This window comes from Streptosporangium sp. NBC_01469 (genome assembly GCF_036227305.1).
In the GTDB taxonomy this organism is placed as follows: domain Bacteria; phylum Actinomycetota; class Actinomycetes; order Streptosporangiales; family Streptosporangiaceae; genus Streptosporangium.
Genome location: NZ_CP109465.1, coordinates 8136369 through 8152787, shown reverse-complemented (window position 1 = coordinate 8152787; position 16419 = coordinate 8136369). Strand labels below are relative to the sequence as shown.

General features: G+C 69.8%; 13 protein-coding genes. 8 read left to right on the top strand and 5 right to left on the bottom strand.

Annotation, left to right across the window (positions count from 1 at the left end):
• Positions 1-290: 290 nt before the first annotated feature.
• The 4 genes from OG587_RS35460 (at position 291) to OG587_RS35445 (ending at position 5050) form a co-directional block, all read left to right on the top strand.
• Entirely contained in the window at positions 291-1448 is a 1158-nt protein-coding gene (locus OG587_RS35460) for an alpha/beta hydrolase (RefSeq protein WP_329083141.1), read from the top strand.
• 241 nt (positions 1449-1689) lie between these two features.
• Positions 1690-3339: a serine/threonine-protein kinase gene (locus OG587_RS35455; RefSeq protein ID WP_329094102.1), complete on the top strand. Its 1650-nt coding sequence runs from the start codon at positions 1690-1692 to the stop codon at positions 3337-3339.
• Positions 3340-3423: 84 nt separating this feature from the next.
• Complete coding sequence (locus OG587_RS35450; RefSeq protein WP_329083139.1) at positions 3424-4239, top strand: ABC transporter ATP-binding protein; 816 nt, start codon at positions 3424-3426, stop codon at positions 4237-4239.
• Between the two features lie 76 nt (positions 4240-4315).
• A complete protein-coding gene (locus OG587_RS35445; protein ID WP_329083137.1) occupies positions 4316-5050 on the top strand; it encodes a DUF7873 family protein in 735 nt (244 codons plus the stop codon).
• A 546-nt stretch (positions 5051-5596) separates the two neighbouring features.
• Here the strand turns inward: OG587_RS35445 and OG587_RS35440 are convergent.
• Both OG587_RS35440 and OG587_RS35435 read right to left on the bottom strand, forming a co-directional pair.
• Complete coding sequence (locus OG587_RS35440) at positions 5597-5884, bottom strand: HU family DNA-binding protein (RefSeq protein WP_030909250.1); 288 nt, start codon at positions 5882-5884, stop codon at positions 5597-5599.
• A gap of 352 nt (positions 5885-6236) precedes the next feature.
• A complete protein-coding gene (locus tag OG587_RS35435; RefSeq protein ID WP_326640877.1) occupies positions 6237-6410 on the bottom strand; it encodes a hypothetical protein in 174 nt (57 codons plus the stop codon).
• Positions 6411-6573: 163 nt separating this feature from the next.
• Here OG587_RS35435 and mihF point away from each other — a divergent pair, with 163 nt between their 5' ends.
• Entirely contained in the window at positions 6574-6882 is a 309-nt protein-coding gene (gene mihF / locus OG587_RS35430) for an integration host factor, actinobacterial type (protein ID WP_329083125.1), read from the top strand.
• Between the two features lie 239 nt (positions 6883-7121).
• Here mihF and aceA read toward each other — a convergent pair whose 3' ends face one another.
• Positions 7122-8414 (bottom strand): isocitrate lyase, encoded by a 1293-nt coding sequence (gene aceA, locus OG587_RS35425; RefSeq protein ID WP_329083123.1) that lies wholly within the window; start codon positions 8412-8414, stop codon positions 7122-7124.
• Positions 8415-8798: 384 nt separating this feature from the next.
• On the opposite strand from aceA, the gene OG587_RS35420 reads away from it, so the two are divergent.
• Positions 8799-10268, top strand: a complete 1470-nt coding sequence (locus OG587_RS35420) for a helix-turn-helix domain-containing protein (RefSeq protein WP_443075309.1) — start codon at positions 8799-8801, stop codon at positions 10266-10268.
• Between the two features lie 17 nt (positions 10269-10285).
• On the opposite strand, the gene OG587_RS35415 is transcribed toward OG587_RS35420, so the two are convergent.
• A complete protein-coding gene (locus OG587_RS35415) occupies positions 10286-12403 on the bottom strand; it encodes a hypothetical protein (protein WP_329083121.1) in 2118 nt (705 codons plus the stop codon).
• 131 nt (positions 12404-12534) lie between these two features.
• On the opposite strand from OG587_RS35415, the gene OG587_RS35410 reads away from it, so the two are divergent.
• The gene (locus tag OG587_RS35410) at positions 12535-13485 is read left to right on the top strand and encodes a glucosyl-3-phosphoglycerate synthase (RefSeq protein ID WP_329083119.1); all 951 of its coding nucleotides are present in this window, start codon (positions 12535-12537) and stop codon (positions 13483-13485) included.
• A gap of 79 nt (positions 13486-13564) precedes the next feature.
• Here OG587_RS35410 and OG587_RS35405 read toward each other — a convergent pair whose 3' ends face one another.
• Positions 13565-15727 (bottom strand): ATP-binding protein, encoded by a 2163-nt coding sequence (locus OG587_RS35405; protein WP_329083117.1) that lies wholly within the window; start codon positions 15725-15727, stop codon positions 13565-13567.
• 219 nt (positions 15728-15946) lie between these two features.
• Between OG587_RS35405 and OG587_RS35400 the strand changes: the two genes are divergently transcribed.
• Positions 15947-16345 carry a hypothetical protein gene (locus OG587_RS35400; protein ID WP_329083116.1) on the top strand — a complete coding sequence of 133 codons (399 nt, stop codon included), beginning with the start codon at positions 15947-15949 and terminating at the stop codon, positions 16343-16345.
• The last annotated feature ends 74 nt before the right edge of the window (positions 16346-16419 follow it).

The window sequence follows — 16419 nt, the reverse complement described above, 5'->3', positions numbered from 1 at the left end:
CAGGACAACCCTCCTATCCTCATGGGCGCTCCGGGGAGGGGCAACGGATTTTCGGCGGTGCCCCAAGGTGCCCCAAGGTGCCCCAAGGCGCCCCAAGGCGGAGTGCGGCGGGAGACCGGCCGCCGGTACGGCCCGATCCGGATGGGCCTCCGGATGTGATTACATTGAGCGTTCGAATATGTACCGAGAGTGATGCGTACCCGTATGATACATAGTTGTAATCTTCCCGATATGTTCAATCGCCGATAGAAGACCACTCTGGGGGGAATGTCCTTTTGTGGAGGTCCCCCATGCGCGATGAGATTGATATGGACGTCAGTCCGGTCTACCCCTTCAGCTGGCAGGCCGCCACCCTCAACGCGATCATGCGTGGCACCTTCAAGCCCATCTCCGACCTGTTGCTGAGGAACGACGTCGGCGTCGCCGCGGCCTCTCGCATCGTCGCACTGGCGGGCAGGGTACCGTTCCGCCTGCCGGTCCACGTACAGGTGACCCCCGACGAGACGGGGCCGTGCCCGGGGGAGTGGGTCCGCGCGGGAGAGGACCTCGACGAGGACAAGGTCCTGCTCTACTTCCACGGCGGGGGCTACTTCGCCTGCTCCCCGGCGACCCACCGGCCGATCACCTGGCGCCTGTCGGCCGCGACCCGGCGCCCGGTGCTGGCGGTCGACTACCGTCAGGGCCCCGTCCACAGGCCGGCCGAGGCCCTTGAGGACGCGATCGCCGCCTACCGATGTCTCCTGGAGCACGGGTACGACCCCGCCGACGTCGTCTTCGGCGGAGACTCCGCCGGAGGCCACCTCACCCTGGCCACGCTCCTGGCGCTCCGCGACCGGGGCATGCCGCTGCCGGTCGCCGCCGTGTGCCTCTCCCCGTGGGCGGACCTCACCGGCGCGCCCCGCAGGGTCAACCGGCTGCTCGACCCGATGATCCCGGCCGGCCGCGTCGACTGGCTCGCCCGCCGCTGGACCGCGGGCCTCGACCCCCACGACCCCCTGCTCTCCCCGGTCCTCGGCGACTACACCGGCCTGCCCCCGCTGATGGTCGTCACCGGCTCCACCGAGGTCCTGCGCGACGAGGGCCGCCGCGTGGCCGAGCGGGCCCGCGCCGCCGGGGTGCCGGTCACCTACGAGGAGTGGCCCCGCATGCCGCACGTCTTCGCCATCCTCGCCGACGTCGTCCCCGAGGCCCGCGAGGTGTATCCGCACATCGCCCGCTTCCTCACCGCGGCCCAGGACCTCCTGCCCGTCCGGGACGGCTCGAAGCGGCGCCTCGCGATGCCGGACCTCGCCGCGTCGGACCTCGCCGCGTCGGACCTTTCCGGACCGGACCTTCTCCTGCCGGGTCTTCCCGTCCCCGATCTTCCCGCGCCGGACCTCGCCCCCGAGGACGTCGCCGCTCCGGTTCTTCGGAAGCGGTCCGCACGCCCCGGTTCCGCCGCCGCCTGAGGCGTACGCCCGCGAGACGCCGCGGGCCTCTCCCGCTGGTCACACCGTCCCGTCCAGCCCCGAGGGCATCCTTCACACCATGGATTCCTTACCCTGAGGGATCATTCGCCTTACCTCTCATATCCCTTCTGGCCGGTCGGGAGCGAAGGACGCCCAAATCCCGCCACAGTGTGCTTGCCGAAGCCCGCGCACGAGAGGCTCAACGAGGATGGCACGTGGGGGAGCAGGTCCTGTGAACGGCATGCCGACCGGTGTGCGGCCGCTGACCGTCGGGGACCCGGTCATCATCGGCCGCTACCTTCTGCTCGGCCGCCTCGGAGTGGGTGGGATGGGCATCGTCTACCTGGCCGAACATCCGCAGGGCGGGGTGGTGGCGCTCAAGACGCCGCACCCGATGCATCTCAACGATGCCACGCTCCGCGCCCGTTTCGCCGAAGAAGTGCAATTCTCCCGGAGAGTGGTGCCTTTCTGCACCGCCGCGGTGATCGAGGACGGCACCGACAGGGACCGCCCCTACCTGGTGTCGGAGTACGTTCCCGGCCCCGCGGTGTCCCAGGTGGTCTCCGCGCACGGCCCCCTCACCCCCGACCTGGCGTACGGCGTCGCCCTGGGGGTGGCCGCCGCGCTGGTCGCGGTGCACGAGGCGGGGCTGGTCCACCGCGACCTCAAGCCCGGCAACGTGCTGCTGTCGGACACCGGCCCGAGAGTGATCGACTTCGGTATCGCCAGGGACGTCGACGTGCTCGCCGCGCACACGCAGGCGGGGCAGGTCATGGGCAGTCCCGGCTGGGTCGCCCCCGAGCGGCTCACCGGCGGGCTCGCGCTGCCCGCCTCCGACGTCTTCGCCTGGGGCTGCCTGATCGCCTACGCGGCCACCGGCCACCACCCCTTCGGCGCCGGTGAGGCGGACGTGCTGACCCGGCGCATCCTGGTCGAGCCGCCGAGGGTGGCCTCGGTGCCCGCGCTGCTGCGCCCGGCCGTCGAGGCGTCCCTGGCCAAGAACCCCGCCGAGCGGCCCAGGGCCGCCGACCTGCTCGGCGCGCTGCTCGCCGCGGGAGGCGTGGGCGCCCCCTGGGATCTGCGCGAGGCGGTCGCGGAGGTGCTGGCGGAGATCTGGACGCCGGTGCCCTACACCCCGGGGGCCGGGAGGGTACGGCTCGCGGTCCCGCCCTCGTCACTTCCGTCATCCTCGTCGCACCTGTCCGCCCCGCTCGCGTTCCCCTCCTCGCTTCACGACGAGCCCTCGGTCCCGGCGGAGATCTCCGGCAGGGGGTCCCGCAGGGCGCCGCGCAAGGGCGCGCACCTGTCGCAGGCCGGCTTCGCGGCACTGGCCACGGTCTCCATGGCGGCGGTCACCGTGGCCGCCGCGACCGGTGGCGGCGGGTCCGGTTCGGCCACCGGTTCCGGCATCCCCGAGCCGGTGCCGCTCGTCCTCCCGGCCGAGGGCACCCCCTCCGGTTCCATCTTCCGTGACGGCACCCGCCCGCTCCCCGACAGGCCGCCGGCATCGACGCCGACCACCCTTTCCACCGTCCAGATCACCACCACCAGAACCGTCTCGCTGCCCACCACGGGTCGTGACGACCGCGACGACCGGGAGGATCCGGCGCCGGAGCGTCCCCGAGGCCCCCGCGGCTCCGGCGACTCGTCCGACGACGGTGACGATCCGCGGGACTGCGCGGACGCGACCGCCAAGGGCAGGGGCAGGGGCAGGGACTGCCCGACGACCTCGGGCGGCCCCAAGCCCTCGGGCGGCCCCAGGCCCTCCTTCACCCAGATCCCGCAGACCGGCGATGGCGAGAGCCCGTCTCCGACACCCACCGCCCCCGCCCCCTCGGGGACGACCATCACCCCGCAGCCCACCCCCGGACCCTCCATCCAGATGGGGTGAGGCATGCTTTTCGGACGATTTATAGGGAGATATCGGTGCATCGGTTAAAGTGAGCGCCGCGAGTCGAGGCGGAGGGGGATACCGATGGGCGAGCCTGTGTCCGGTGCGGTGGATTTGAGCGGCGTCGGGGTCCGGGTGGTCGGCCGTACCCTGCTGGACGGCATTGACTGGCGGGTCGGATACGGAGAGCACTGGGTGGTGCTCGGTCCCAACGGGGCGGGGAAGACCACGCTGCTGTCACTGGCCGCCGCCGTCCGCCATCCCACCGAGGGGGCCGTCACCGTGCTCGGCCAGCGGCTGGGCCGGGTCGACCTGCGGGAGCTGCGCCGCCACATCGGCCTCGTCGCGGCCAGCCAGCGGCTCGTCGACGAGGAGCTGCTGGAGGAGGAGGGGGCCACCGCGCACACCGTCGTCCTGACCGGCCACACCGGGACCAGCGCTCCGCTCTGGGACCGCTACGGGCCCTCCGAGCACGAGCGCGCCCACCACCTGCTGGCCGACCTGGGCTGCAAGGACCTCGCGGACCGGCTCTTCCGCGTCTGCTCCCAGGGGGAGCGGGCCCGTGTCCGCATCGCCAGGGCGCTGATGGCCGATCCGGTGATCCTGCTGCTGGACGAACCGTTCGCCGGGCTCGACCTGCCCGCCCGCGAGGACCTGATCACCGCGGTGGAGGACCTGGCGGCGACCCGCCCGGCGCTGACCACGGTCACCGTCACCCACCACCTGGAGGAGGTCCCGGCCACCACGACCCACGCCCTGCTGATGCGCGACGCCCGCGTCCAGGTGGGCGGGCCGGTGGCGGAGATCCTGACCGCGGAGAACCTGTCGGAGTGCTTCGGACGCCCGCTGCGCGTCGACCACCTCGACGGCCGCTGGTCCGCCCGCGCGGTACGCGGCTGAAGATCTCGCGGCGGGGCGGGGTGATCTGCGGGAAAAGCGGTGTTATGCGGGTGATCTTCCCGGTACGGTGTCACGCATGGCGACCAAGTTGAACCAGATCCTCGCCGTGGAGAAGGGCGTCAAGTCCGACACCCAGCGCAAGGTGACCGAGGCTTACCACACGATCCAGAAGAACGCCCTGCTGTCGGGTCTCTCGCGGACCTACCAGCCCATCGACGACGAGGGCGAGCGGCTGCCCCCGGAGTCGACCCGGGTGCAGGTGCAGGGTGAGGATCTGCTCAAGCAGGTGGGCGCCGCGCTCACCCGGCTGTTCGACGTCACCGCCACCAAGGACTGGGCCAACTGCTCCGCGCGGGCCGACGTCAAGGTCGACGGCTCCACCCTCCTGGAGGACGTGCCCGTCACCTACCTGCTGTTCCTGGAGAAGCAGCTGGTCGACCTGCACACCTTCATCGCCAAGCTGCCCATTCTGGACGCCGCCGAAGCCTGGACGCTGGACCAGTCAACCGACTGCTGGCGGACCGAGCCGGTCAAGACGACCCGTACCAAGAAGGTGCCCCGCAACCACGTCAAGGCGGAGGCCACCGACAAGCACCCGGCCCAGGTCGAGGTCTACCACGAGGACATCGTCGTCGGCTTCTGGACCAAGGTCACCTTCTCTGGAGCCGTGCCGCAGAAGCGGGTCAACGAGCTCCTGGAGCGGGTCGGCAGGCTGCAGAACGCGGTGAAGTTCGCCCGCGAGGAGGCCAACGGCACCGAGATCACCTACCAGCGTGTCGGTGAGAAGGTGCTGGGCTACCTGCTCGGGTAAGATCACAGGACTCCCCGTTGGAGCACGGGGATGCGCGAAAGCGCGGAAGCTGAAACTGAACCGTCAGACTGACACGCGGCCACAGTGGGGGTTCGAGTCCCTCTCCCGGCACCTTCGGGCCGGGGATAGCCCAAATGGTAGAGGCAGCCGCTCAAGCTCAGGCTCTCGCTCCAGATTCAGCATTCGCCGCCGGGCGCCGGATCGAACGGATGCGGGCAACGATGGTCGAGTGCGGGTTCGAATCCTGCTGGACGCTCCACGTGCGTCTATAACTTAATGGCAGAGTGCGACCTCATCATGAGTGACCCGGATCCTTAAACGTGCCGGTGCCGCGATATGGCGGCACTCCAGGCCCTCGGGGAATGGATACTTCCCCGGGGGCCGCCGCCTTCCCGCCTCCGCTTTCAGACCCTCCCCGCCCGTGTCCCGGAGAGTCGCGCCGCGGGCCGGTGGCGTCTCGGACGGTGACGTCCCGGTTGGTTGGCGCCTCGGACGGTGACGCCTCGGTTGGTGCGGCCTCGGGCGGCCGGTGCGGGCCCGGAGAGGTCAGTCCTTCTTGCGCTGGCGGATCAGGCCCATGAACCCCGGGCTGGGCTTGAACTTCGCCGTCCAGGTCTCCGCGATCTCCAGCGGCTCCCCGGTCTGTGGGTTGCGCCCGGTCCGGGCGGGCTTGTGCACGATCTCGAAGGACCCGAACCCGGGAATCGCCACCTTGTCCTCGGCCGCCACGGCCGTCTGGATCGTCCCCAGGATCGCGTCGAGAGCCGCGGCCGTCTGCCTCCGGGTGAGCCCGGCCTCGGCGGCGGCCTTCTCGATCAGCTCGCGCTTGTTCATGGGGACAGTTAACGCCATCACCACCCGGTGAATCGAGCCCCGTCCTCCACTCGCCCCCATCGCGCTCTCCGCGACGGCGCCCCTTCGCGCGGGCGGCGCGGGTGCCCGCCGTCAGGTGGCGGGCACCCGTCCTCGTTCAGCGGTCGGGCCGGGCGGCCAGCCGTTCCGCCTCCGTGTGCAGTGCCTCGACGAGGATGAGCTCCAGGAGGAGATCTTCGTCAACGAGGCCGATCAGAACATCCATCGAGCCTCCCTGACTACTCGACGCCCCAGTGGTCGCAGAAGTTGACACGCGTACCGAACAAGACTCGGACATGATCCGGTATCGGTCGTTCGTCCACGCGGGGTCCGGCTACGCCGGGACCAGCTCCGCGAGGTCGACGTGCTCTCCGACCTCGCGGATGCTCATGCAGTACGCCACGAGGACCCGTCGTCCGTCGATCCGACGGGTGACCAGCAGACAGGGGCCGTCGTGGACCACGATCGCCTCAACCTCGATGCCCTGAGGGCTACGCCAGATACCCATGAGCCCGAGGCTACGGAGAACCGAGTAAGGGCGGGGTAACCAAACAGGCATATCGTGATGCACAGTATGTATGTCGGGGATCTATCTCTATGTCCTCCGATGATTAACCGGGTTGCTTTGGGTAGCAGGACGCTGGAATTACCGTCATCAGGGAGAAAACACCATGGCTTTGCCCAAGCTCACCCCCGAACAGCGTCAGGCCGCCCTGGTCAAGGCCGCCGAGACCCGCACAGCTCGCGCCAAGCTCCTCGCCGAGGTCAAGAACGGCGCGCTCAGCCTGGAGCAACTGCTTGGCCGTGAGGACGACATCGCCAAGCGCATCAAGGTGTCCCAGGCACTCCGGGCCCTGCCCGGAGTCGGAACGGTCAAGGCCGCCCAGCTGATGGAACAGGCCGACGTGGACGAGGCGCGCCGTCTGGGAGGCCTCGGTACCCAGCAGCGCCGCAAGCTCATCGAGGCCGTCGGCCGCTGAGATGCCCCCGCCGTCCGCCGTCCGCCGTTCCCGGGAGGAGGGCTCCCGGGAAGGCGGGCCGTGGAGAACGGGGTGGGGGAGGGGCCGGTACGGCCGGTACACGGAACACGTGACATCGGGACGGGGAACGGGGAGGCCCCGCCGCACGGATCCGGGGGAGACCCATGCGGCGGGGCCCGTCGGTCGCTTGGCCGGCGACCTGGTCGTCGAGCTCGTCCGGGCGGGCTCGGTCCGGAGGGTCAGTGAGCCTCCGCGAACTGCTGCTCCTCCGTCGAGCCCTTCAGGGCCGTGGTGGAGGAGTCCGGTGCGATGGCCGTGCTGACCAGGTCGAAGTATCCGGTGCCGACCTCGCGCTGGTGGCGGGTGGCGGTGTAGCCGCGCGCCTCGGAGGCGAACTCGGCCTCCTGGAGTTCGACGTAGGAGGTCATGCCGTCCTCGGCGTAGCCCCGGGCGAGGTCGAACATCGAGTGGTTCAGTGAGTGGAAGCCCGCCAGCGTGATGAACTGGAACTTGTAGCCCATGTGGCCGAGCTCGCGCTGGAACTTGGCGATGGTCGAGTCGTCCAGGTGCTTCTTCCAGTTGAACGAGGGCGAGCAGTTGTAGGACAGCATCTGGTCGGGATACTCGGCCTTGACGGCCTCGGCGAACTCGCGGGCCACGTCCAGGTCCGGGGTGGAGGTCTCCATCCAGAGCAGGTCGGAGTGGGGCGCGTAGGCCAGGCCGCGGGCGATGCAGGCGTCCACGCCGTTGCGGACCCGGTAGAAGCCCTCCGCGGTACGGTCACCGGTGGTGAACGCCTGGTCGCGGGGGTCGACGTCGGTGGTCAGCAGGGTCGCGGCCTGGGCGTCGGTCCGCGCGATGACCAGGGTCGGCACGCCCAGCACGTCCGCCGCGAGGCGGGCGGCGCCGAGGGTCCTGATGTGCTGGCCGGTGGGGATGAGCACCTTGCCGCCCAGGTGGCCGCACTTCTTCTCCGAGGCGAGCTGGTCCTCCCAGTGCACGCCTGCGGCGCCCGCGGCGATCATGCCCTTCATCAGCTCGAAGGCGTTCAGAACGCCCCCGAAGCCGGCCTCGGCGTCGGCCACGATCGGCGCCAGCCAGTGCGGCGCGTCCCGGTCGCCCTCCGACCAGGTGATCTGGTCGGCGCGGAGCAGCGCGTTGTTGATGCGCCGCACGACGGCCGGGACCGAGTTGGCCGGGTAGAGGCTCTGGTCGGGGTAGGTCTGGCCGCCGAGGTTGGCGTCGGCGGCGACCTGCCAGCCGGACAGGTAGATGGCCTTGAGCCCGGCCTTTACCTGCTGCACGGCCTGGTTGCCGGTCAGGGCGCCCAGGGCGTGCACGTAGTCCTCGGTGTTCAGCAGGTCCCACAGCCGCTCGGCGCCGAGCCGGGCGAGGGTGTGCTCCTCCTGGACGGAACCCCGGAGTCGAACCACGTCCTCGGCCGTGTAGGTCCGCTCGGTCCCCTTCCAGCGAGGGTTGGTCTCCCACTCGCGCCGCAGCTCGTCTGCGGCTCCCTTGAGGCGATCATTCATCGGGTAACTCCTTTTCGTCCCCTGGGTGGCCTACTTCGAGTGTGTGCCTCGACGAAACAGCCAAACAAGGTCGAGTCGGGCGAAAAAATGGAAATTCTTCTCTTTCGATCAATACTCACCGGTATTCAGATGAGAAGAAGTTAATAGTTTTCCCTATGGACTAGACCAATTCTTGTGCTGAGGCCAGGTGTCCGAGGGGTGCCACCGGGGGCGCGCGGGAGATCGGCGTTCCGGTGCGCGGGCGTGATGATCTTCGAACCGCCGGGCCGGAACCCATCGCGAGGACGGCCCCGGCGGGCGACGCGGGTACGAGTACGGCGACATCCGCCCCGGAGACCCGCCAGGAGATGAAATTTCCTCGGAAATTTCGTTTAGCATCGGGTCATGGCATCTTTGGTGGGTGAAGAACCGCTTTCCTTGACGCAGGAGCTTGATCTCATCGCGTTCGGCCAGCGGCTGAGACACCTGCGCAAGCAGCGCGGCCTCACCCTTTCCGACCTGGGCGAACGCGTGAGCCGCGCGCCCAGCCAGCTCTCCCTGCTGGAGAACGGCAAACGCGAACCGAAGCTGTCGCTGCTGAAGTCCCTGGCCGCCGCGCTCAACGTGCCGATCGAGGAGCTGCTCCGCAGGCAGGCCCCCAACCGGCGGGCCCAGCTGGAGATGGCCCTGGAGGAGGCGCAGCGCGACCCCCTGTACGCCGGGCTCGGCCTGGCCAGGCTGAAGATCTCCGCCCGCGTCCCCAACGACGTGCTCGAACACATCCTCGGCCTCTACGGGGAGCTGCGTTCACGCCAGGCCAGGGGAACCGCCACCCCCGAGGAGGCCCGCGCCGCCAACGCCGAGCTCCGCCGCAAGCAGCGCGAGCAGGGCAACTACTTCGCGGAGATCGAGCAGGCCGCCGCCGAGGCGCTCGCCGCGGTCGGCTACCGCTCGGGCGCGCTGTCGCAGAGCACCGTCCAGGCGCTGGTCAGCCACTTCGGCTACACCGTCCAGACGGTCCAGGACCTGCCGCGCACCGTGCGCTCCATCTCCGACCTGCGCAACCGGCGCATCTACGTCAAGCACGAGCAGGTCGGCATGCACACCCCGCGCACGATCCTGCTGCAGACCCTCGGCCACCTCTCCCTCGGCCACCACAGGCCCCGCGACTTCGCCGACTTCCTGCGCCAGCGGACCGAGGCCAACTACTTCGCCGCCGCCGTCCTGATGCCCGAGGCCGCCGCCGTGCCGTACCTGCGGGAGGCGAAGAAGGACCGCGCGCTGAGCGTGGAGGACCTGCGCGACGTGTTCGCCGTCTCCTACGAGATGGCCGCGCACCGCTTCACCAACCTGGCCACCAATTTCCTCGACCTGGTCTGCCACTTCGTCCGCAACAACGCCGACGGGATCATCTACAAGGCGTACGAGAACGACGGCATCGTCTTCCCCGCCGACGAGCAGGGCGCGATCGAGGGCCAGCGCATGTGCCTGCAGTGGTCGGGGCGCCAGGTCTTCCTGTCACCCGACCGCTTCTCGGTCCACTACCAGTACTCCGACTCGCCCACCGGCACCTACTTCTGCCTCGCCCACGTCGACATCTCGCGCGAGCGCGACTTCGCCATCACCCTCGGCGTCCCGTACCGGGAGTCGCGCTGGTTCCGCGGCCGGGAGACCACCACCCGCACCAAGTCCGGCTGCCCCACCGGAGACTGCTGCCGCCGCCCGCCCGCCGAGCTGACCCAGCGCTGGGAGGGGTACGCCTGGCCCTCGGCCCGCGGCAACTCCCACATCCTGGCCGCGCTGCCGCCCGGATCCTTCCCCGGGGTGGACGAGGCCGACGTCTACACCTTCTTGGAGCGCCACGCCGCGGGCTGAACACGAGAGGCCCGGCGTCACCCCGCGGGCGGGGCCGTCCGGCGCAGCGTCAGGGCCGGGTGGCCGTGGAAGCGGTAGGCGCCCGCGCTGTCGGGGGCCTGCGCGCGCATGGACCGCAGCACCTCGGCCGGGGGCTCACCGGCGAAGCAGCGCCGGTAGAACTCCGGCGCCAGACCGCCGCCGGCGGGCCAGAGCGGGGCGACGACCCCGCTCGCGCCCGCGATCAGGAACGCCTGGGTGTCCCCCGGCTCCTCCAGGAAGACGAACGGGGCCCCGGGCAGCTCGTAGCCCAGCGCCTCGGACGCGGACCCGCCGTCCGTGAAGTGGATGATGTCGGGACCCTGGCCGAGCACGCCCAGGACGTCGCCGAGCGCGGGGGAGACCTGCGTGGCGCCGTACTCCGTCACCAGCGGATGCGCCTGAGCCTCGCCGTAGACCACCGCGACGCGGTCGGCCCGCGCGTTCGCGGGAGGGGGCAGCTCGGGACGCCGTCCGCCGAGGGGCCAGCGGCCGGTCACCGTCTGGCAGTTCAGGTAGGGGGGCAGCGAGGGATCGTACGGCTGCTCCAGCACGGCCAGCTCCCAGGGCACGTGCGGCTCCTGGGAGAGGATCAGCACGTTCGGGCGGCGCGGCGCCACCCGGCCGGCCACCGCGTTCAGCAGATCCCAGAAACCCCACGGCACGCGCGAGCCGACCTCCCGTCCCAGGTCCTCGGAGAGACGGCCCCGCCCGGTCAGGTGCCGGCCGAACTCCGAGGCCCGGGTGCCGAGGTCGCAGCGCTCGGCCCGGTCGGGGGTGACGAAGTGCGGCGACTGGTAGGTCCACCACAGCCGTCCCGGCCGGTCGCCGTGGACGATGATCGCCGTGACGTCCGCGGGCTCGCCCATGAGGGCCGGGCGGATGCGGGTACCCGAGACCGGCTCCAGCGCCTCGTGCCCGCCGAGGCTGCCGGGCGAGCCGTGGACCGTGACCGCCCGCAGGCCGAACCCGATCACCTGGCCGCGTACCGCGTAGGTCACCTGGATCTGCCGGGCCGCCTCCGGCTCCTCCTGGGCGAGGGCGACGAGGTTGACCACGGCGCCGGGGTACGACGACGCCTTGTCGGCGCGCAGCCGCACCCGCCAGCCGCCGGGCGCGTCGAAGCCCTCGGCGACGACCTGGATGTCCAGGTCGATCGGCTCGCGCGGTGTCGCGGTGCCGTTCCGCCCCGGGCCGGGGGCGACGCCGATCGTCACCTCGGCGCCCCAGCCCGCGACCGCCTCGGCGGGGGCCTCGATCAGCGGGATCCCCTCCCACTCGGGCCCCGGCGCCGGGGCGGGCGGCTCCTTGCGCCGCCTGCGGAAGGCGCCGGTCAGCCGGTTGAGAACCGAGGGACCCCGGCCCTCGGCGGGAGGCGGCGCCGCGGGCGGATCGGCCGGTGCCGGTGCCGGTTCCGGCGGCGCCGATGCCGGGGTCTGGGGCGGCGGGACCCGTGGTGACGGCGCCTGGGATGTCCGGGACGGTGGCTCCGGGGGCGTTTGAGGTGTTTCCGGGGACGCCGCCTGTGGTTCCCGGGACGGCGGAGACGAGGGGGCGGCGGGGTCGGCCGCCTGGTCGGGGTGCATCCAGTCGGTGCTCATGGCACCGGTGGAGGGCATGTCGCCGTACCCGTCGTCGTACGCGGCCTCGCTCCCGTTCTGGGGCGCCTGCCCGGAACCCGGCATCGGACGCCCCTGCCCGCCCGCGTCGGGGAGCATCCAGTCGGGAGTGTGGGAGGCGGTCGACGGGAAGTCGTCCGGATCCCAGCCGGAGGGGTCCGTACCGTTCTGAGGCGGTGCCGCGCCCCAGGAGGGCGGAGTGGGGCCCGCGCCGCCCTCCTGGGGCGCGGCGCCCGGTCCCTGGGAGAGCATGGGAAGCACCTGCTCGGCGGTGAGGCCCCGGTCCAGGCTCAGCAGCGCGGTGAGCCGCTCCCAGGCGGGGCCGTACTCGGCGACGAGCACGATGACCGCGTCGGCCAGCTGGCCGGGGGGCCGGCTGCCCGCCTCGGCGAGCAGCGGATCCAGCCGGTCGCGAAGCTCGCCGGAGGCGCCGCCCATCAAGCTGTCGAGCTCGTCGCGGACGCCGCGCGCCGCCCGCATCACGGCTACCGGGTTCATGCCGTCCCCCCTCGTTCCGGACTGGACTGATCTTCCCACCTGCGTGGCGGGGACGGGAGCCGGTAGGTGTCGGGAATCGGCGCCACATAAGGTGATACCCCTAACTACCGAGGTGATGGAAAGGGTGGGTCGTGCTGCCTGAGGTCGAGGCATGGCTACGCGGGCGCACCTCATCCTCGGGGGACTGGGCGCTGCCGGAGCTGCTGAGCGCCAAGGGTGAGACGACGATCAGTGTCGTGCTGCCCGCCCGAGACGAGGAGGACACGGTCGGGGAGATCGTCGCCGCGATCCGCCGCGACCTCATGGAGGCCGTGCCGCTCGTCGACGAACTCGTGGTCATCGACTCCCGCTCCGTCGACGAGACCGCCGTACGCGCCGCGCGGGCCGGGGCGAGGGTGGTCGCCCAGGACGAGGTCCTGCCCGACCTCAAACCGCTGGACGGCAAGGGCGAGGCGCTCTGGAAGTCCCTCGCCGCGACCTCCGGCGACCTGCTGGTCTTCGTCGACGCCGACCTGCGCGAGTTCCGCACGTCCTTCGTGACCGGGCTGCTCGGCCCGTTGCTCGCCGACCCGGCGGTGGTCTACGTCAAGGGCTGCTACGACCGGCCCCTGCAGAACGTGCAGAGCGGCGGCGGGCGGGTCACCGAGCTGGTCGCGCGCCCCCTGCTCAACCTGCACTGGCCCCGGCTGGCCGGGTTCGTGCAACCCCTCGCGGGGGAGTACGCCGGGCGCAGGTCCGTGCTGGAGCGCGTCCCGTTCGTCACCGGCTACGGCGTGGAACTCGCCCTGCTGATCGACCTGCTCGACCTCGCCGGTCTCGACGCCCTGGCCCAGGTCGACCTGGGCCGCCGGGTGCACTCCCACCAGTCGACGGAGGCGCTCGGCGGGATGGCCGCCCAGATCCTGCAGACCTCCTGGTCGCGCCTGGAGCGCCAGAACATGATGGTCTCCCTGCACCGGCCCTCTCCCCGCCTGGCCCAGTTCCGCCGGGGCGCGAACGGCCACCAGGTGAGCGTCCGGGACGTCGCCGTCGCCGAACGCCCCCCGATGGTCACGATCCCGGCCTACCGGCCCGGCGGCTGACCACGCCGTCGGTCACGAACGGGTGAGGGTGTATCGGGTGAACCGCGACGCCCTGTCTTCGGCGTCTCCGGCCCGGCTCTCAGGGGGATTCGGCGAGTTTGGCGCGGAGCAGTTCGGCGTCGGGCTGTGCCAGATCATCGAAGATGGTGAGGGCCAGCTGCCAGGAGTTCCGTGCGGAGGCGTGGTCGCCAAGTGCCGCCTGCGAGTCGCCGACCCTGGTCAGGACATCGGCCTCGTCGTAGCGGTTCCCCATTTCCTGCCAGAGCTTCAGGGCCGCGCGGTAGTGGACCAGGGCTTGCTCGTACTCCCCGATCCCGGCGTGGACATAGCCCAGGCTGTCGAGGGTGTCGGCCTCGCCGTCCCGGTCGCGTAGCTCGCGGAAGCGCGTCAGCGCCGCGTTGCACGTGTCCAGTGCCTGCCGGTGTTCTCCGAGGTGGGCGTGGCACCAGCCCATGTTCTCCAGCGCGTGTGCCTCACCGGCCCTGTTGTCGTGCTTGCGGTGCAGGTTCAGAGCGGTGGCGAGATGAACCTTGGCCTCGGAGTAGTGATCTCTCTCCTCGTCGACGATGGCCAGGGCGATAAGAGCGTTCGCTTCGTGCACCTCGGCACCGAGATCCCTGAGAATGGCCAGCGCACGGCTGAGCTCGCGGGTCGCTTCGTCGAACTGGCCCAGCCGCGAGTAGGCCGAGCCGATGCTGGTCCGGATGAGGGCCTGAGCCTCCAGGTCGCCCAGCCGGTCGGCGGCGGCCAGGGCTAGTTCGCCGGTGCGCGCCCGATCGGTGGCATGCCCGCGCCGGTCGTAGTAAACCCCCAGGGTCCACGCCAGCTGCCACACGTGGGTGTCGAGACCACTCTGTCCGGCGCGGCGCAGGGTCTCGATCAGGCTGGTGTGCTCGGACTCCAGCCAGCCGACGGCTTCCTCGTAGGCCGAGAAGCGAAGGCTGACGACACCGGGAGACGGTGGCGGGACGGTGATCCGGTCACGGTTGGGGCTCAGTATGCGATCGGCGGCGGTCGCGGCGATCAGCAGGAAATCCAACAGCCGCCTGATCGCCTCCCGTCTTGATCCTTCGTCATCCTCCCGCATGGTCCGATCAAGCGCGAAGACACGCAGCAGGTCGTGCATCCGGTAACGGCCGGGTGTGAACTCGTCGATCAGATTGCAGTGGCCGAGGCTGTCGAGCAGCCCGTGTGCCCGGGGTATCGAGAGGCCGGTGAGAGAGGCGGCTCCGGCGAGACTGATGTCAGGGCCGGGGTTGAGGCCGAGAAGACGGAAGAACCGGGCGGAGTCTGGAGTGAGACTCCGATATGACCATGAAAAAACCGCGTTCACGCTTGTTCTCTCGCCGTCATGCAGATCCAATGTGTACAAACGGTCTTGCTCGGCTCGGAGGTCCGCGACCAGGGAGTCAAGAGAACAATTGTAGATGGCCGCGCGTGCGGCAACAATGCTGAGGGCCAGGGGAAGCCTGCCGCACAGGCGTACGAGCGTCACCGCCGACTCCATGTTGTTCTCCACCTGCCGGGCGCCCAAATAGCGTGAGAGGAGACCGATCCCCTCTTCCTCGCTGAGCAACTTCACGGTCAGTGGCTTGGCCCCGTCACTCGCGACGAGTGCCGCCAGTTGGTGCCGACTCGTCACGATTACCAGACAAGAGGGTGACCCGGGTAATAAGGGGCGAACCTGATCGGTGCTTATGGCGTTGTCCAAAACAACGAGAACGCGCTGGCCATCGAGCAGCGAGCGGTAAAGGGAAATCTGCTCGGGAAGTTCCAGAGGAATGTTCTCCGGCCGGATTCCGAATGCGGAGATGAAGCCGCGAAGCGCCTCACCCGGCTCCATGGGAACGCCGATTGGCTCAAAACCCCGTAAATTCACGAAGAGTTGGCCATGAGGGAAACGGTCCGCGTTGAGGCGTGACCAGTAGACCGCCAGACTCGTTTTCCCGATCCCCGCCATACCGCCGAGGGAAGAGATCATCACAGCGCTGACACTCGTCACGGAGACGTCGAGCAGCCGGTTGAGTTCGGCGATCTCCGCCTCTCTGCCTGTGAAATGACTTGTTACCCCCGGAAGTTGCCGGGGAATCACGACGGTGGCAGCGGCGGCATGGTAGTGGATCTCGATGCCACCGCTGATGGAACGGGACTGGATCACCGGGCCGTGAACCGATGACCCCGACAGCTCGTTGATCGGGATATCGTGGCTGGATTCCCTGGCTGAGGGAGGGTCTGAGGTCATCCTGAGTGAGTTTCGGCCATGACCCGCGTCTCTACGGGACAGATTGAATAGGAACCTTACTCAACCTACGGTCGCACCGATAGGCGTACCACATACATAATATTCTTGAGCCGCGGTGATCCGGCCTCCTGACCCGCCGGCGTCGCGCGGTGGCGACACACAACAAGGTGCACCATCAGCCATTCGAGCATGAAAAGGGAAATAATGGATGCTCTGTCCATGACACTTGTCGTCTCAGCCATCACGACTCTGGTCACCGGAGCGGCGGGAGAAGCGGGCAAACAGGCGTGGACCGGTCTTACCGAGATCGTTCGTAAGGCGTTTGGCGGTGATTCCGAGGAGAAGGCGGCCCTTGATCTGCTATTGGCCACTCCGGAGAACGAGCCGGCGGTCCGGGAAGTGTCGGGGACCATTGTCGATCGCGCGCGGAAGGATCCGGTATTCGCCTCCGATCTGGAGGCGTGGCTGGGTGAAGTCCGGGAGGAAACGCGGCTGGACGGACCGACGAACGTCATCGCGGGCGAGGCCACGGTCCACGGCCCCGTCTTCCAGGGGCGTGATTTCTCCGGGCCCATCACCTTCGGCGCGGAACCCGGCGGGAAGAACCAGCAAGGCTAGACGACCGAGACCGCGGGATCGCCCGTGGAAACAGCACGAGAACGTTCGTGATCCGTCTATGGCGACAGGCTCGA